Here is a 16,850-nt window from a genome sequence, read left to right on the forward strand (position 1 = left end):
TTTCGTGGCATTGGATGCGGCGGCGGTCGGCGAGCGTGTTCAGGCGTTCCTCGCCGAGCACGACCCGGCACGGATGGACCGGCTCGACTTCCTGCGGGCGCGCTTCGACGCCGGGCTCGCCTGGGTGCACTTCCCGGAAGGCCTCGGCGGTCTCGGCGCGTCCCGCGACCTGCAGGCCGTCGTCGAGCGCGGGCTCAGGCACACGCCGGACAACGCCCCCGGCCGGATCGGGATCGGCCTCGGAATGGCCGCGCCGACGATCCTCGCATTCGGCACCGAGGAGCAGAGGAAACGATTCCTGCGGCCGCTGTGGACGGGCGAGGAGGTGTGGTGCCAGCTCTTCAGCGAGCCGGGCGCCGGATCCGACCTGGCCACGCTCGCCACCCGGGCGGTCAGGGAGGGCGACGAGTGGGTGGTCGACGGCCAGAAGGTCTGGACGTCGAGCGCGCACCACGCCCGCTGGGCGATCCTCGTGGCCCGCACCGACCCGGACGTGCCCAAGCATCGCGGGCTCACCTACTTCGTGTGCGACATGGAGGCCCCCGGCGTCGAGGTGCGCCCGCTGCGCCAGATCACCGGTGAAGCCGAGTTCAACGAGGTCTTCCTCACCGGCGTGCGGCTGCCCGACGCGTTGCGGCTCGGCGAGGTCGGCGACGGCTGGAGGGTCGCCCAGACCACGCTCATGAACGAGCGGGTGGCCATCGGCGGCGCGCCCATGAGGCGGACCATGATCGGCATAGTGAGCGACACCTGGCGGTCCCGTCCGGAGCTGCGCACCCACTCCCTGCACCAGCGGCTGCTGAAACTCTGGGTCGACGCCGAGGTCATGCGGCTCACCGCCGTACGGCTGCGCGAGCAGCTCGCGGCAGGTCACCCCGGCCCCGAGGGGTCGGCCGCCAAGCTCGCCTTCGCCCGCCTTCACCAGGAGCTGTCCGGCCTGGAGGTCGAGATGCTGCGCGAGGACGGCCTGGCCTACGACGACTGGACGTTCCGGCGGCCCGAGACGGTCGACTTCATGGGCCGTGAGGCCGGTTACCGCTACCTGCGGGCCAAGGGGAACTCCATCGAGGGCGGAACCTCGGAGATCCTCCGCAACATCATCGCCGAACGCGTCCTCGGGCTTCCGGCCGAGCCCCGCGCCGACAAGGACGTCGCATGGAAGGACCTGCCCCGATGAGCGAGCCGGCGAGCCTGCTGTACAGCGAGGTCGAAGAGGAGCTGCGCTCGGCCGTGCGCGGCCTGCTGGCCGACAAGTGCCCGCCCTCGGCCGTGCTGGCCCGGGCCGAGGCCGCCTCGGGCGGGGACGTGCCGTACGACATGGACCTGTGGAAGACGCTGGCGCGCGACATCGGCGTGGCCGGGCTCCTGGTGCCCGAGAGCCTGGGCGGCGCCGGCGCGTCGGCGCGGGAGGCCGCGGTCGTGATGGAGGAGCTCGGCCGCGCCGTGGCGCCCGTGCCGTTCCTCAGCAGCGCCGTCCTGGCCACGCGGGCGTTGCTGGGAGCGGGGGAGGAGGCCGGGGACCTCCTGGAGCGCCTGGCGTCGGGGGAGACCACCGCCGCCCTGGCCGTGTCGTTCGCGGCCTCGCCGTACGTGCCGCTGTACCTGTCGCTGCGCCCGGCGGTCACGCTCGGGCGGGACGGCACGCTCACCGGCAGGGTGACCGGGGTGGTCGGCGCCGAGGTCGCCGACGTGCTCGTCGTGCCCGCCGTCGACGAGAGCGCGCAGGAGGGGGGCGAGCCGGTGTTGTGTGTGGTGGAGGCCGCGCACGCGCGCGTCAAGGGCGTCGGCTCCCTCGATCTGACCCGGCCCATCGCGACGGTGTCGTTCGCGGGCGCGCCCGCGCGGCGCGCCGGGACGTCGGCGGGTGTGCGCGACGCCCTGTTGCTCGCGGCGGGACTGCTGGCCTCCGAGCAGCTCGGCGTCGCTGAGTGGTGCCTGACGACGACCGTGTCGTACGTCAAGGAGCGCAAGCAGTTCGCCCGGCCCGTGGGGTCGTTCCAGGCGATCAAGCACCGCCTCGCCGACCTCTGGCTGGAGCTGGTGGGCGCCAGGGCCGCCGCGCGCAACGCCGCCGCCCTGCTGGGGGCCGGTGCGGACGCGGGCGTCGCCGTCGCGGTGGCGCAGGCATACTGCGGGACCGCTGCCGTGCACGCGGCGGAGGAATGCGTCCAGCTCCACGGGGGGATCGGGATGACCTGGGAGCATCCCGCGCATCTCTACCTCAAGCGCGCGAAGGCCGACGAGATCGCGCTCGGCACCCCGGGCGACCACCGCGAGGCGCTCACCTGGCTGGCCGACCTGCCGGCTCCAGAGAGCTGAGCAGGAGGTCGGCGAAGTGCCGGCCGACGTCCTGGCCGGTCAGCGGGCCGTCCGGGCTGTACCACGTGCCGAGATGGTGGACGGATCCGAAGAAGTAGTCGACCACCATCTCGGCCGGGATGTCGTCGCGGAACACCCCGGCCTGCTGTCCCTCGACCACCAGGTCGCGGAACCGCTCGTGGTAGCGGCGGCGCTCGGCGCGGACCGTCTTGTACGTCTCGGGGGCGAGCTGGTGCATCGACCGGAAGAAGATCTTCGAATCGTCCAGGTTGTCGATCGTGGTGACGACCACGTCCATCGCGGTGGCGTGAAGCCGTTCGGTCACGGGGCCTTCGGCGTCGGCGAACCGGGTCAGCCGTTCCATCTGCATGCGGAGCACGCGACCGTAGATCTCGTGCAGCAGATCATCTTTCGAGCCGAAATAGTGGTACATGGCCCCTTTGGTGACGCCGGCCGCCGCGACGATCTCCTGGACCGACGTGCTCTCGAATCCCCGCTCGGCGAAAAGCCGGGTGGCCTCGGCGAGCAGGCGCCGGCGCACCGGCTCCTCCACGGCGGCTCCGCTGCGCGCCATCGGGTCCTCCTTGTTTGTGCGTGCCCGGGCACAAGCGTACCGACTGGTCGGTCCAATCCGCCGCGCGCGGGGTACGTCCCCCGGGGGCCGGGCATGGGCTAATTTCCTGTCCTGAGGAGAGCTGGGGTTCCTACTTGGGTATCCCTGAGACAGTCGTCTGCCTACCGTGGGGGAGTTTGCCATGCCCAATGGCTCGATCTACGTGCCCCAGGACGAAAAGTTCAAAGGGGCGTCACCCCAGAACCTGTACGAGACCTTCTGGTTCGCCGGGCGGAAGAACCGGCTCCGCGTCCGCGCCGCCATCGCGGCGGCGGGATTCATCGCCGGCAACGTCATCGCCTACCGCGCCGGGATGGGCAATCCCTTCGCCGTCGGCGTGCTGCTCGGCGGAGGGGCGGCCCTCGTCGACCTCTTCATCGCCTGGCGGCTGCACGAGCGCACCGCAGTCTGGCGGGGCAAACGCCGCGGCGAGGTGCAGACCGGTCGCCTCCTGCGCCGAGGCCTGCGCAAGCACGGCTACCACGTCATGAACGGCCGTGCCGTACCAGGCGAGGCCTCGATCGACCACCTCGTCATCGGGCCCGGCGGCGTCTGGATCGTCGACAACGAGGCGTGGGCGCCGGACACGCTCGTCGCGAGGTACGGCGAGCGCCTGTTCTTCGACGAGAAGTTCGGCACGTCGGTGGCCAAGGGGCTCATCGGGGCCGCCGGGTCGATGGCCGAGGTGCTGAGCCGGGAGACGGGCATCCCGATCGCGATCGTGCCCGTGCTCGCACTGCACGGCGGCAAGATCGCGGTCCGCGGCGGGACGATCACGGGAGAGGGCCTGAGCGTGGCCTACCCCCGCAGGATCGCCGGATGGATCAGGTCGAACCCCACCGCCGAGCTGACCCCGGAGCAGACCGAACTGCTGTCGCGGACCGCCGCGCGCATCCTGCGCCGCATGATGTGACCGCGACCGCCTGACCAGGGAATCGACTCAGGCGAAGGGTGTCGATCCCAGACTCAGGCCAGGTCCTGGATGAACGCGGCGAGTTGCGCGACGTTGCGGCACTCGCGCATCGCGACCACGGCGCCGTAGCCGGTCGCGACCGAGTCGCCGGTGTCCCACTGCCCGTGGGGCTCCGGATTGAGCCAGTAGGCGTGCCGAGCCTGCGCCGCGAGCCGCCGGAGCGTGTCCAGCGCGGGCGGCTGGTAGTTGGACCGGGCGTCGCCGAGGATCAGCAGCGACGTCTTGGGCCCCACGGCGTCGCCGTACCGCTCGGCGAACATCTCGAAGACGCGGCCGTAGTCGGTGCGGCCGAAGCGGCTGATGTCGGCGTCCTGCGCCATCCGGGAGATCGCGTCGAGCACGTCGGCGCCCGGGGCGAACATCGTGGTGATCTCGTCCACCGTGTCGACGAACGCGAACGCCCTGACCTTGGTGAACTGCTCCCGAAGCGCGAAGGTCAGCAGAAGCGTGAAATGGGAGAACGTGGAGACCGAGTCGCTCGCGTCGCAAAGCACCACCAGCTCGGGCTTGTGCGGGCGCTTCGGCCGCAGGCGGGTCTCCAGCGGTACGCCGCCCGTCGGCAACGACGCCCTGACCGTGCGCCGGAAGTCGAGCCGGCCCCGGTGCCCCAGCCGCTGCCTGATCGTGAGCCGGGCGGCCAGCCTGCGGGCCAGCGGGTAGACCTCGCGGCGCAGCTGAGCCAGCTCGGCCTTCGTCACCCGGAGGAAGTCGACCTGGTCGATGGGCGGCTTGACCGTCGAGCGTGCGATCTTCTCGACGCCCGATTCCTCGGCGATGCGCCGCCGGACGTCGGCGGCCACCTCATCCTGAAATTTGGCGATATTTCGGCTGATCTTCTGGCGGGCGATCTTCTCGGGAAGGCCGCCGCGTTCTTCCAGCATCCGGCCGAGCAGCCGGGCGGTCAGCGTCTCGGGCGACAGGGCGCGCAGCACCGCGAAGGAGAACCACGACTGGCGTCCGGCCGCCGCCGGCACCCGGCCGAACCGACCCACCATGGCCCGGGCGAACTCCCGCAACGCGGGGTCGCCCGGCTCGCCCGGCTCGCCCATCAGCAGATCGGCCAGCCGTTCACGCAGCTCGGGAACGCCGGCGTGGTCGAGGTCGCCGGTCCGTGGCGGCTCCTCGCCGTACGGGCCGGAGATGACGGGCGGGAACCACAGGTCGAAGAACGTGTCGAACGCGGGTCGATGAGCCGGCCGTTTGACCAGCGTGGCCGCGTACGCCTCGCGGAGCGTCTCCCGCTCGGCGAGGTCGATCACCGTGAGCGCGGCCGCCGCGTCCACGTTCTCGGCCGGGGACACCGGCAGCCCCGCCTCGCGCAGCGCCCGTACGAAGCCGACATGCCGGTCGGCCAGCCCGCTCACGGGCGCGCCGCGAGGCCGAGCTCCTTGGCGGCCCTGACCTGGTCGGAGTTGTGTTTGAGCACCACGCCGAGCGTCTGCCCGACGACCGCCTCGTCCAGGTCGGTACGGCCGAGCGCGAGCAGGGTGCGGGCCCAGTCGATCGTCTCGGCGATCGACGGCGACTTCTTCAGCTCCAGCTCGCGCAGCGTGGCGACCGTGCGGGCGAGCTGCTCGGCGACGGCCGCGGGCAGGCCGGGCACCTGGGCGAGCACGATGTCGCGCTCCCGCTCCGGCGTGGGGTAGCCGAGGTGCAGGTAGAGGCAGCGCCGCTTGAGCGCCTCCGACAGCTCGCGGGTCGCGTTCGAGGTCAGCACGACGTACGGCCGGCGCGCCGCGGAGATCGTGCCGAGCTCGGGGATCGTGATCTGGTAGTCGGAGAGGATCTCCAGGAGCAGCCCCTCGACCTCGACGTCGGCCTTGTCGGTCTCGTCGATGAGCAGCACGGTGGGCTCCTCGCTTCTGATCGCCTTCAGCAGGGGGCGTTCGAGCAGGAACTCCTCGGAGAAGATGTCGTCCCAGGCGTCGTCGTCGGCCTGGATGCGCAGGAGCTGCTTCTTGTAGTTCCACTCATAGAGGGCCCGGGCCTCGTCGAGGCCCTCGTAGCACTGCAGCCGGATCAACCGGGCGCCCGTGGCCTGCGCGACCGCCTTGGCGAGCTGGGTCTTGCCGACCCCGGCCGGGCCCTCGGTGAGGAGCGGCTTGCCGAGCGCGCCCGCCAGGAAGACCGACGTGGCGACGGCGTCGTCGGCAAGGTAGTCCACGGCGCTGAGCCGCTCCCGGACCTCGTCAGGCGAGGCGAACCACATCTGCGCTCCCAGCGTCGACCGAATGTTGTTCTAGGTTATCCGGTTTGGACTGGTCTGGGCATTGCGATAATCTCTAAGAGCTCTGCGCCGCTAGCTCAGTTGGTTAGAGCAGCTGACTCTTAATCAGCGGGTCCGGGGTTCGAGTCCCTGGCGGCGCACTTTTCTCAAAGCCCCACGTCGACACATTTCGACCTGGGGCTTCCCAATTTCTTGGCGTGATCATGCAGAAGTTCGCGATCGTGGCGCCTTACCTGCGGCAATACCAATCGTGATCATGCAGAAGTTCGGCAAGATGCCGCCTGGCCTGGCCGTACGCCGATCGTGATCATGCACGAGATCTGGCCGGTTCAGCGAGGTTCGGCGGGTTCTCCCGCAAGTCCCGTCGTGAGCAGGATGGTGCGCACCGTCGCCTCGAGCGTGCTGTCCTGGCCGATGACCGTTTCGCGGCCTTCCGGCAGCAGGTCCCGCTCGCGATACCACTCCCGCATCATGTCCACACCGAACTGTGAACTCTGGGGCCGGGTGGCATGGCGGCGGACCGTCTCCTCGAAAGGTATGTCGAGGTAGAAGAAGTCACACCGCTCCGGGTAGTCGCTTCGGAGCGCCGCCAGCATCGGCCCGTATCGGCCGGCGCTGAGAATGCCCTCGAGGACGACGTGATGGCCGTGCTCCAGGGCGTAGCGGGTGATGGTGTCGATCAGGCCGATGTTCACGCCGTCGGGGACGTCCCGTTCCCGCAGGATGTCGCGGCGCACCACGTCCTGCCCGACCACGGCCATGTCTCTCCGGCCGTAGGCGTCGCGCAGCGTGCGGGCGACGGTCGTCTTGCCCGACCCGGAGTTCCCCCTCAGGACGATGAGCCGGGTCTCCGCGAGCACCGGGTCAGCCTAACCGGTGGCGCCGAGCCGTACCGGTGTGAACAGAGCGGCCTTTACTCGGACCTCTGTTCGCCGGCGTGTGGCAGTGCAGGCGGAGCCGGGGGCCCGTCCGGGCGGACTCCTCCCAGGGCCTCGGCAGCATTGACGATCTCCGACGCGGCGGCGGACAGGCCCTTGTCGATGACCACGATCGGCGAGCCGTAGAAACTCATCGTGCGGCGCAGGGCTCGCGCGAGCCGGGGCGGAGCCGATCGCACGATCTCCTCGCCGTCGAAGGGGACGAAGACGACCACACGGTGCGGTCCACGCGCGCCGGCCCTTCCCGGCATGGGCAGCACGCGCACCCCGGTGATCCGCTGCCACGGCACGGTGAAGTCATAATGCGGCAGCGAGACTCCGGTGGAGTCGAGCACGAGGACGGGCGTCTTCCTCCGGCGCACCACACGCAGCGTGGCGGCCACGATGAAGGCCGCTCCCAGGGCCATGGCGACGATCATGGGGATGTAGACGGAGGGCCGCCCGGTCGCGAGGGCCAGGGCGGGCACGCCGATCACGAGTGCGGCGGCCAGCGCCCAGCTGCCGCGCATGGCCTTGAAGTCATACCGGACGATCAGCGGTTCCCGCGCGTGCGATGCGCCGTCTGATACGGGAGGCGGCGGGGCGGCCACGCCGGGGCTGTTGAGGTTCTTCATACGGATGAACGCGAGCTGACGTCGCATGAGGTGCCAGACATACCCGGCTATGTACGCCAAAAGGATCACGGGAAGCAGGGTGAATCCGATCGTGGAGCCGGACTCGGCCTTGATGACGATCGCCGCCACGGTCGTCACCACCAGCACGAGCATGGTCCACAAAATCGCCACTGCCGTACGGCCCAGCCTCGCCGCCATGCCCAGCCTGGACTCGGCGTACGCGGCGGCGACGGTCCTCACCCATGGGTCGGGGTGAGGCGTCCGGCTGTGCAGCAGTTCGCGGCGGGTACGGCGGTCGAGGCGCCACCACCCTTGCACCGCTTCCCGGCGGTTTTGGATCACCATGGCCGGAAATTATGCCGAATCCGAAATGTCCCGGTCGACGGAAATACGCCGCTATTTGTCGGCAGATATCAGGGCCGGCGCCGCCTGAACCAGGAACGTCTCGTGGGAGCGGGCGGCGGGGGAGAGGAGACGGTGGCGGCCGGGGCCGGGTGGCGTTCACGCCACTCGCCGACGACCTCCTCGACGTCGAGCGGAATGAGTGTCACCGGTGGTCCCGACAGGGCCGATCTGATCCCGGCGGAGATCTTCTCGTTGATCTCGGCGACGATTCGCCGAGCCTCGGCCTCGGTCCTGGCGCCGACCGCCTCGGCACGGGCCTCCTCCGCCTCCTTGCGCAGGGCGAGTGTCCCGGGCAGAGGAAAGGACAGGTTCTCGTCCCGCAGTTTCTGCTTGATCCACCACATCTCGTCGTACGGCTTGCCCTGGTCGGGCAGGGGCTTTCCCGCGCCCGGCAGATCGTCGAACGCCCCGCGCTCGGCGGCCTCGCGGATCTGGCGGTCGCCCCACGTCTCGAAACCGACTCCGGGTGGCTTGCGCTCCGTCACGGGCTCACCTTCCGCGCGCCGGACAGGTTGACCTTTCGAGCATAAACAGGCGCCCGCTAGATCCGATCTAGCGGGTGCCGTACGCGATCTCGCGCCTCTTGGGTGACGACGGATGACAGGGAGGGGCGTCATGTGGACCACTACGGATGCCGTGCCCCCGCTGCGCGTGGCCATGATCATCGGGAGCACCCGGGAAGGCCGCGTCGGCGGCGCGATCGGAGGCTGGTTCGTGGAGCACGCGCGGGGGCGAGGCGACATCGCCCTCCAGGTCGTCGACCTGGCCGATTTCAGCTTCCCCGACCGATATCCGCACGAGGCGACATGCCAGATGCGGCGGTTCACGGCCGAGATAGCCCGGGCCGACGCCTTCGTCGTGGTAACCCCTGAGTACACCCGCAGCTTTCCCGCGTCGCTCAAGCAGGCGATCGACTACGCCTACGACGAGTGGCGGGCCAAGCCTGCGGGCTTCGTGTCCTACGGCTGCGGGTCGGAGGGCGTCTACGCGATCGAGCAGCTGCGCGCGGTCTTCACCGAGCTGCACGTCGTGACCATGCGCGACAGCGTCGGCTTCAACCTGCTCGGCGACGGCGTCGACGGCGGCGGCAGGCCGCGCGGCACCGACGAGCAGGAGCGGGCGAGCACGGCGATGCTCGACCAGCTCGTCTGGTGGGGGCTCGCGCTCCGGGCCGCCCGCGCGGCCAGGCCGTACGTCGCGTAACCCGAATGCGAGAGGACAGATCCATGCGTGAACGAGGGACCGGCCTGGCGATCGAGACGTCGGGGCTGGTCAAGGTGTTCGGAAAGAACCGTGCCGTCGACGGGCTCGATCTCGCGGTGCCCGCCGGGACGGTGTACGGCGTGCTCGGCCCCAACGGGGCGGGCAAGACGACGGCGGTGCGGGTCCTCGCCACCTTGCTGCGCCCCGACGGCGGCGAGGCCCGGGTGTTCGGCCACGACGTCCTGCGCGAAGCCGACGCGGTGCGCAGCAGGGTGAGCCTGACCGGCCAGTACGCCTCGGTGGACGAGGACATGACGGGGATGGAGAACCTCGTCCTGATCGGCAGGCTTCTCGGCCACAAGAAGCCGGGGGCCAGAGACAGGGCGCGGCAACTCCTGGAGGCGTTCGGGCTGACCGACGCGGCCGACCGCCAGGTGAAGAACTACTCGGGTGGCATGCGCAGGCGGCTGGACATCGCGGCCAGCATCCTCAACACCCCCGACCTCCTCTTCCTCGACGAGCCCACGACCGGGCTCGACCCGCGCAGCCGCAACCAGGTCTGGGACATCATCCGGATCGTGGTCGCCCACGGCACGACCGTGCTGCTCACCACCCAATACCTCGACGAGGCCGACCGGCTGGCCGGCCGCATCGCGGTCGTCGACCACGGCAAGGTCATCGCCGAGGGCACTCCGGGCGAGCTGAAGTCGTCGGTCGGCGCGGGGACGGTGCACGTACGGCTGCGCGACCCCGGACAACGACCCGACGCCGAGCGTGTGTTGGCCAAGGAGCTCGACGCGCAGGTCTACCTGGAGGCCGACCCGGTCGCCCTGACCGTGCGCGTTGCGGGGGAGGGCGTCGAACGCGAGGCGGCGGAGCAGGCGGCACGGGCCCTGTCCGAGCTGGCCGCGTCCGGGATCGTCGTCGACGACTTCTCCCTCGGCCAGCCCAGCCTGGACGAGGTCTTCCTCGCGCTGACCGGCGCACCTCCCCGTGAAGACGGCCTCGCCGACCACCCCGCCACGTCAGAGGAGACCGCGGCATGAGCACCACGACCACTGAGACCGGTTCGTACATCCCCGCGGCCGAGACGCTCGGCGCGGTGCTGGCGCCGGGGTCACGTCCGCGCCGCCCGAGCGCCTGGTCGGCCTCGATCACGTTCGGCTGGCGGGCGATGCTGAAGATCAAGCACGTGCCCGAGCAGCTCTTCGACGTCACCGCGTTCCCGATCATCATGACGCTGATGTTCACCTACCTCTTCGGCGGCGCGATCGCCGGCTCGACGGGTGAATACCTGCAGTTCCTGCTGCCCGGAATCATGGTCACCAGCGTCGTCATGATCACCATGTACACGGGCGTGGCGGTCAACACCGACATCGAGAAAGGGGTGTTCGACCGGTTCCGCTCGCTGCCGATGTGGCGGCCCGCACCGATGGTGGGCTACCTGCTCGGCGACGTGTTCCGCTATGCCACGGCGTCCACGGTCATCCTCGTGGTGGGTCTGATCATGGGGTTCCGTCCGGGCGGCGGCGCCGTCGGCGTGCTCGCGGGCATGGGACTGCTGGTGGTCTTCTCGTTCGCGTTCTCCTGGGTCTGGACCATGTTCGGGCTCATGCTGCGCAGCGAGAAGTCGGTGATGGGGGTCAGCATGCTCGTGCTCTTCCCGCTCACCTTCCTCAGCAACGTCTTCGTCGATCCAGAGACCATGCCGGGCTGGCTGCAGGCCTTCGTCAGCATCAATCCGATCACGCACCTGGTCAGCGCCGTGCGCTCGTTGATGGCCGGTGCGACCGACGCCGGTGAGATCGCCTGGGTGCTGATCGCGGGAGCGGTGCTGATCGTCGTCTTCGGCGCGCTCACCATGCGGCTGTACAACCGCCGGTGACGCCGCTTGTACTGCCGACGCCGGCCAGGCCAGGAGGTCAGCACCGCCAGCTGATCTCCTGGCCGGGCTCGTAGCGGCAGGTCGTCCCGGTGGAGACGGCCGCACGGAGGTGGGCGGCGAGCTCGGGGTGGACCCGGTCGAGCCTGCGGAGGGCGTCGCGGATCCGGGCCGAGACCGTCTTGCGCGCCCGCTCACTTTCGTCGCCGAGACGCCGGTCACGCCCGCCCAGCCCGGCGGCCGACCGCAGCTCCGCCAGCAGCGCCTCCCGCTCCCGGTCGAGCTCGGCGGCTTTGCGGTCGTCGCCGAGCCGGGCCGCCCGGTCGATCTCCTCGTCGAGCCGGTCCAGGCGGCTGCGGTAGCCGGCCTTGGCCTCCTCGTCGAGCACCGGGTCTGCGCCCAGCCGCCGGGCCGCGACCAGGAGCGGACCGGCCTCCGGGTCGAGGAGCCGTACGGCGGGCAGGTCCGCACCGGGATGGCTCAGCAGCTGGTGGAGGTCTCGCAGCCCCTTGGCGTCGGGCAGGTGGACCGTACGGCCGGCGAACCCGAGCGACCAGACGTCGCCGTCCCGCCTGAACGTGTTGTCCAGCTCCCCGGCATCGCCGGGCGTGCGGATGCGCAGACGGGCCCGGCGCGCTCCGTCGACGACGTGCGGCATGCCGAGCTGGGCGGCCTCGGACTCCACGTCGTCGAGCAGGCGTGCGGCCCTCTCCTCGTCTTCCGGCTCGCCGCGTGAGAGCAATACCTCCGCGAGCTGCGCTCTGGCCTCGATCGACCAGGGCCGCGCCTGGAGGAGGTCGGCGGACGACGCCGCGGCGGCGAACCCGTTCACGGCGGCGTCCCATCGCTCCTGGGCGGCGTCCACCAGGGCGATCCAGAACGTCATCGGTCCGCCGACGTCCCACCCGTGGAGGGCGACCGCCCAGCCGTCCGCATAAGGCTCGATATCGGCTCGAGCCTTGTCGCAGAGGGCGGCGTCGCGGGTGGCGGCGGCGACCATGGCCTGGAACCGCAACCACAGGGACTGGGTTGAACGGCTGCGTGGCTCACCCCGCGCGGTTGCGTCGGCCAGATAGCGCCGCGCCGGATCGAGGTTGCCCCGGCGCAGCTCGGTCATGGCCTTCAGCAGCCCCGGGCAGGGATGCCCGCTCTGGAGGAGCGCGCCGTGCAGGTCGTCCAGGTCGTCGAACCGGCCCTGCAGGAGCCGCACCGCCCAGCGATGGTGGTCGACCATGAAGGCGAAGGGATCGTGCGTGATCTGCCCGGTGATGCCGTCCACCTCGTGCAGGTGCCCCTCGGCCTCGTCGAAGCGGCCCATGAGGGCGGCGATGATGCTGAGGTCGGCGGCGGTGGCCAGGCCGAGGCGCGGCATGTCGTCTCGGCGGCTCAGTGCGATGTATTCGTGAAACTGGTCGAGGTAGCGGGGGTCGCCCTGCTCCAGCAGCGCCACCCACCGGAGGGAGGCGGCGGCGCTTTCCATCTCCACGTCGGCCGTGCGGCGCGCCAGATCCAGCAGCTCGTCCGTCAACGCCACCCGCTCGGGGGCGGTGCCGGGTCCCCAGATGGTGTTGTGGCGGGCCCACAGGCTCATGGCCAGCGCCTCGTCGTCATCGCCCCGGCGGTCCAGCACGGCAAGGTGGACGGCCAGCTCCTGCGCGAGGCGGCTGAGGGACGCCCCCGCGTCGGGGAGGGACCCGGCACCGATGAGCGTGCCGTACGCCTCGATCAGCAGATCGGCGCCCAGCTGCCTGATGCGCTGGTCTCCCCATGCTCCGTGCACGGTCAGCGCCACCCGGGCCAGCAGCTCGGGATCGCCGGATTCGCGCGCCGCCGCGGCGGCCTCTTCGAGGGCACGTGTGCCGACGTCGCGGTCACCCCAGTGGCAGACCTCGCGGCCGAAATCGAGTGCGATCATGACCCGGCGGCGGGGCTCGCCGCCTGCTGCCAGGTCGAGCGCGCGGCGATAGTGCCCGGCCGCCTCCTCCGTGGCCATGCGTTTGACCGCGTCATGCGCGGCGGCGAGCAGCCGCTCGATCGCCCGCGCCGGTTCGACGTGGTCGCCGGCGAGGTAGGCGTGCCGCGCGAGGTCGGCGGCCGGCGCCCGGTCGGCGAGGTCGGGGGAGCGTTCGGCGGCCCGCAGCACCGCGGCGTGCCGCCGGGCCAGCTCGTGCTCGTCGAGGGACTCCTGCAGCGTTTCTCGCACCAGGTCGTGCGCGAAGGCGAACACCGCTCCGCCCTTGGACACCACGAGCCGGGCCGCCACCGCTTGGCCGAGCAACCGGTCGGCGTGCGCGACGGGCGATGCGGCGGTGGCGGCGAGCAGTTGCAGATGGAACTCCCGGCCGAGCACGGCCGCCGTCGTGAGAAGCTCCACGACCGGCATGGGGAGAAGGGACAGCCGCCGCAACAGCGTGTCGCGCACGCCGGGGGCGATGGTGGCGACCGAACCGCCGCTTCGCCACAACCGTGCCGTCTGCTCGACGAAGAACGGGTTGCCGCCGGTGCGCAGGTGCACTTCCTCGACCAGGTCGGCGGAGGGTTCCTGGCCCGCGGTGCGGGCCATCAGCGCGCCGACCCCGTCACGGTCGAGCCCCGTCAGCGTGATCGTCGTCGCCCGCGCCGCCAGCGGCAGGAGGAGCGGCCGCAGCGGATGGTCGGCGTGATCCACCTCGACGTCCCTGTAGGTGCCGATCAGCAGCAACCGCTCGAACCAGGTGTGACGTGCCGCGAACTCGAGGAGTTTCAGCGATGCGGCGTCGGCCCAGTGCAGGTCGTCGAGCACCACGACCACGGGACGGCTCTGCGAGATGAAAACGAGGGCGCTGGTCACCGCGTCGTACAGCGGGAAGCCGTCGGCCACGTCGCCGCCGGACGACTCGCCGAGCAGCGCCGCCAGGCCGCCGCCCGCGGCGCCCTGTGCCGCCGCCCATTCCTGCGGCGTGACCACGCGCCGCACGCCGCGCAGCACCTGCACCCACGGCCAGTAGCCGGGCGCGTTGTCGGAATCCCAGCACGACCCGCCGAGGACGAGCGCGCCGAGGCGCCTGGCCTCGTGGGCCGCGCCGGTGACGAGCGCCGTCTTGCCGATGCCCGCCTCGCCGGTGACGAGCACCAGCCCGCCGTGGCTCTGCGCCGCCCTGCCGATCTCGGCGCGCACCATCGCGGCGGGGTGGTCCCTGCCGATCAAACCGAGGGTCACGTCGTCGATTCGCATAGTTGTCATGAAGGTAGCCGCCGCCCCCGACAATCCGCGTTGCGTTCGGGAGCCGTTACGCGAAACGCGCGGTGTGTCCTAACGGATTCCGACGACCACGAAATAGAATGACCGAATATGCCGATATTTATGGATTAATTTCATGTGTCGAGCATGAACCGCTACGCCGCAGGTGCTCGGCCGTGAGCGAGCCCTTCGAGGAGCGGGAGCCGTCCCGGAGTGCCGGTGACCAGCCCGACGCGCCGGTTTCCATGATCTGCTCCACGCTCCGGACGGCCTAGTCTGTACCGCGTTCGGCGGCGTGGGAGGCGTAAGTGAAGATCGAGGCAGTCTTCTTCGATGTCGGTGAGACGCTGGTCGACGAGACCCGTGAGTACGGCACGTGGGCCGACTGGCTCGGAGTGCCGCGGCACACGTTCTCCGCGGTGTTCGGCGCCGTGATCGCCGGGGGCGGTGACTATCGTGAGGCGTTCCAGCGTTTCCGCCCGGGGTTCGACCTGACCGAGGAACGGGAGCGGCGCGCGCGGGCCGGGCTGGCCGAAGGCTTCGGGGAGGAGAACCTCTACCCCGACGTGCGCCCGTGCCTGGCCGAGTTGCGCGAGATGGGGATGCGCGTCGGGGTGGCGGGAAACCAGACCGCGCGCGCCGAAGACATCCTGCGGTCGCTGGACCTTCCCGTGGACGTCATCGGCACGTCCGACGGCTGGGGAGTGGAGAAGCCCGGCGCGGCGTTCTTCGAACGAGTGGTGGCGGAGTCGGGCTGTCTCCCGTCCGCGGTGCTCTATGTGGGCGACCGGCTGGACAACGACATCAGGCCGGCCCAGCGGGCCGGCTTGGAGACCGCGCTGGTTCGGAGGGGCCCGTGGGGATACATCCTCAACGACCCCCTCGCGTCCGAGCGGTGCCTGTTCCACCTCGACTCGCTCACGGACCTGCCCGAGCTGGTGCGCAAGCACAACGCCTGATCAGGTCGTGAGTTCCTCGCGTCGCGTCCGGTCGAGCTCGGCCAGGCGGTCGTCGATCGCGCCGAACTCCGAGGAGGCCGGCAGGGCCTGCCGTACGGTCTGCACCCGGTCGTAGCCGACGACGTACCACGTCTTCTCCAAGGCGTCGACCGCCTCACTGAGATAGACGGCGGCCTGGTCCTGGTCGGCGGCGGCGTGGGCGGCGGCGAGGTCGGCGAGCAGGACCGAGCGCTGCTTGGCCCCGGTCGGCCCGAGCCGTTCCAGAGCCGACCGCAGCCGGCGCGCGGCCTCGGCGTGCTGCCCCGCGGTGAGCGCGCTGTATCCGGCGAAGCCGTCGAGCCGGGCGTGTTCGAAGAAGTCCAGCCAGGCGGGGTCGTCTCCGCTCCCGTCCACCGCCCGGTCGGCCCGGTCGATGTGCCGCATGCATTCCTTCGGCTCGTCGCAACGGGCGGCCACCTCCGAGGCGACGCAGTGGAGCCATGCCCGCGTGAGCGGGCCGACTCCGTGCCAGGCGTGCGCGAAGGCCGCGTCGAGCAGCCCGACGGCTGCGGCACGGTCGCGGGCGAACCCCGGCACGAAGGAGGCGTGCGCCAGGACGGCGGCCGCGAGCGCGTGGTCGCCGCACTCCTTGGTCGCGGCCAGGGACATCTGGAAGAGGCGCTCGGCGACGGGCGGGTTGCCGAGGTCGAAGAAGGCCACGCGGCCCGACAGCAGCGCCGAGCGGGCGGCCGCCTCGGCCAGGGTGTGCCGCATGTCGCCGGGCGGCGCCGTACGCAGAAGACTCAGCCCGAGCCGTGTGTGCGCGATCGACGCCTGGAAGATGTCGTTGGCAGGAGAGGTCCAATACAGGGCGGTCTGCTGGTCGACGACGTTCGCGAAGGCCGCCACGGATTCGGGGTCGACCCCGTGGTGGAGGTCGCCTTCTGCGGTGAACCGCTCGTCCGCGTCTCCCAGTAAGGTCCCGAGGACCCCGACGCCGACCAGGCCCCGCAGGAACGTCGACCTGCCGATCTCCTCGTCCCCCATGTGATCCGCAACCATCCTCAGGAGTCTCCGAATCTCGTGCACCATGTCGGAGGCCGGCCGCAGGGCCAGTTCCTCTCTGGTGAGCAGCCCAAGCTCGCTCGCCGGTCTGGCGAACAGCGTCACCAGGTGCTTGCGGTATCGCGGGTCAGGCCAGCGCTCGCCTGTCTCCCAACGCCGCACCGTGTTCGCGGTGAGTCCGGTGTCCGTCTCGCCGCACCGATCCATGGTCGTGCGGACCTGCTCGGCGAGTTCCTCGTACGACCAGCCGCGCTGCAGCCGCTCCCAGGAGAGCTGGCGGTTGGGCGGATGGCGATGGTTCGCGGGCATCTCTCGCATCACCTGCCTCAAGCGTCCCTGACACCCGACAGTATGGAGACTCAACGGCCCCGGTGACTACGGGTTGTGACTACCGGTTGTCACTGGACGTGTTCTGGCTGATACCTACCGTGCACACGTGGGGGTTTGCTTGGT

General features: G+C 70.6%; 15 protein-coding genes and 1 tRNA gene. 8 read left to right on the plus strand and 8 right to left on the minus strand.

The window, feature by feature from the left end:
- Window positions 1–4: 4 nt before the first annotated feature.
- Window positions 5–1,177 (plus strand): acyl-CoA dehydrogenase family protein, encoded by a 1,173-nt coding sequence (locus Pth03_RS24990; protein WP_373318593.1) that lies wholly within the window; start codon window positions 5–7, stop codon window positions 1,175–1,177.
- On the plus strand, window positions 1,174–2,319 hold the full coding sequence (locus Pth03_RS24995) for an acyl-CoA dehydrogenase family protein (RefSeq protein ID WP_203946817.1): 1,146 nt from the start codon (window positions 1,174–1,176) through the stop codon (window positions 2,317–2,319). The genes Pth03_RS24990 and Pth03_RS24995 overlap by 4 nt, the downstream gene beginning before the upstream one ends.
- Here Pth03_RS24995 and Pth03_RS25000 read toward each other — a convergent pair.
- A complete protein-coding gene (locus Pth03_RS25000) occupies window positions 2,282–2,893 on the minus strand; it encodes a TetR/AcrR family transcriptional regulator (RefSeq protein ID WP_203946818.1) in 612 nt (203 codons plus the stop codon). The genes Pth03_RS24995 and Pth03_RS25000 overlap by 38 nt on opposite strands.
- Before the next feature lie 181 nt (window positions 2,894–3,074).
- On the opposite strand from Pth03_RS25000, the gene Pth03_RS25005 reads away from it, so the two are divergent.
- On the plus strand, window positions 3,075–3,845 hold the full coding sequence (locus tag Pth03_RS25005) for a nuclease-related domain-containing protein (RefSeq protein ID WP_203946819.1): 771 nt from the start codon (window positions 3,075–3,077) through the stop codon (window positions 3,843–3,845).
- Window positions 3,846–3,898: 53 nt separating this feature from the next.
- Here Pth03_RS25005 and Pth03_RS25010 read toward each other — a convergent pair whose 3' ends face one another.
- Both Pth03_RS25010 and Pth03_RS25015 read right to left on the minus strand, forming a co-directional pair.
- On the minus strand, window positions 3,899–5,269 hold the full coding sequence (locus Pth03_RS25010; RefSeq protein ID WP_203946820.1) for a vWA domain-containing protein: 1,371 nt from the start codon (window positions 5,267–5,269) through the stop codon (window positions 3,899–3,901).
- Window positions 5,266–6,114 carry an AAA family ATPase gene (locus tag Pth03_RS25015; RefSeq protein ID WP_203946821.1) on the minus strand — a complete coding sequence of 283 codons (849 nt, stop codon included), beginning with the start codon at window positions 6,112–6,114 and terminating at the stop codon, window positions 5,266–5,268. Before Pth03_RS25015 ends, Pth03_RS25010 begins: the two co-directional genes overlap by 4 nt.
- A gap of 84 nt (window positions 6,115–6,198) precedes the next feature.
- Here Pth03_RS25015 and Pth03_RS25020 point away from each other — a divergent pair.
- Window positions 6,199–6,272 (plus strand) — tRNA-Lys (locus Pth03_RS25020).
- A 189-nt stretch (window positions 6,273–6,461) separates the two neighbouring features.
- Here the strand turns inward: Pth03_RS25020 and Pth03_RS25025 are convergent.
- The 3 genes from Pth03_RS25025 to Pth03_RS25035 all read right to left on the minus strand — a co-directional run bounded on the left by Pth03_RS25025 (window position 6,462) and on the right by Pth03_RS25035 (window position 8,574).
- Window positions 6,462–6,992: a kinase gene (locus tag Pth03_RS25025; RefSeq protein WP_239119340.1), complete on the minus strand. Its 531-nt coding sequence runs from the start codon at window positions 6,990–6,992 to the stop codon at window positions 6,462–6,464.
- Between the two features lie 53 nt (window positions 6,993–7,045).
- Window positions 7,046–8,029 carry a hypothetical protein gene (locus Pth03_RS25030; RefSeq protein WP_203946822.1) on the minus strand — a complete coding sequence of 328 codons (984 nt, stop codon included), beginning with the start codon at window positions 8,027–8,029 and terminating at the stop codon, window positions 7,046–7,048.
- A 68-nt stretch (window positions 8,030–8,097) separates the two neighbouring features.
- Complete coding sequence (locus tag Pth03_RS25035; protein ID WP_203946823.1) at window positions 8,098–8,574, minus strand: DnaJ family domain-containing protein; 477 nt, start codon at window positions 8,572–8,574, stop codon at window positions 8,098–8,100.
- A gap of 130 nt (window positions 8,575–8,704) precedes the next feature.
- Here Pth03_RS25035 and Pth03_RS25040 point away from each other — a divergent pair, with 130 nt between their 5' ends.
- From Pth03_RS25040 to Pth03_RS25050, 3 genes are read left to right on the plus strand one after another with little or no spacing between them, the layout of a single operon-like run.
- Window positions 8,705–9,292 carry an NADPH-dependent FMN reductase gene (locus tag Pth03_RS25040; protein ID WP_203946824.1) on the plus strand — a complete coding sequence of 196 codons (588 nt, stop codon included), beginning with the start codon at window positions 8,705–8,707 and terminating at the stop codon, window positions 9,290–9,292.
- Window positions 9,293–9,315: 23 nt separating this feature from the next.
- Window positions 9,316–10,338 carry an ATP-binding cassette domain-containing protein gene (locus Pth03_RS25045; RefSeq protein ID WP_203946825.1) on the plus strand — a complete coding sequence of 341 codons (1,023 nt, stop codon included), beginning with the start codon at window positions 9,316–9,318 and terminating at the stop codon, window positions 10,336–10,338.
- The gene (locus Pth03_RS25050) at window positions 10,335–11,177 is read left to right on the plus strand and encodes an ABC transporter permease (protein ID WP_203946826.1); all 843 of its coding nucleotides are present in this window, start codon (window positions 10,335–10,337) and stop codon (window positions 11,175–11,177) included. Before Pth03_RS25045 ends, Pth03_RS25050 begins: the two co-directional genes overlap by 4 nt.
- Window positions 11,178–11,214: 37 nt before the next feature.
- On the opposite strand, the gene Pth03_RS25055 is transcribed toward Pth03_RS25050, so the two are convergent.
- Complete coding sequence (locus tag Pth03_RS25055) at window positions 11,215–14,388, minus strand: ATP-binding protein (protein ID WP_239119341.1); 3,174 nt, start codon at window positions 14,386–14,388, stop codon at window positions 11,215–11,217.
- Window positions 14,389–14,702: 314 nt separating this feature from the next.
- Here Pth03_RS25055 and Pth03_RS25060 point away from each other — a divergent pair, with 314 nt between their 5' ends.
- Complete coding sequence (locus Pth03_RS25060) at window positions 14,703–15,353, plus strand: HAD family hydrolase (RefSeq protein ID WP_203946828.1); 651 nt, start codon at window positions 14,703–14,705, stop codon at window positions 15,351–15,353.
- On the opposite strand, the gene Pth03_RS25065 is transcribed toward Pth03_RS25060, so the two are convergent.
- A complete protein-coding gene (locus tag Pth03_RS25065) occupies window positions 15,354–16,706 on the minus strand; it encodes a helix-turn-helix domain-containing protein (RefSeq protein WP_203946829.1) in 1,353 nt (450 codons plus the stop codon).
- Window positions 16,707–16,850 lie beyond the last annotated feature (144 nt).

The sequence above is a fragment of the Planotetraspora thailandica genome (assembly GCF_016863335.1).
Taxonomy (GTDB): Bacteria; Actinomycetota; Actinomycetes; order Streptosporangiales; family Streptosporangiaceae; genus Planotetraspora; species Planotetraspora thailandica.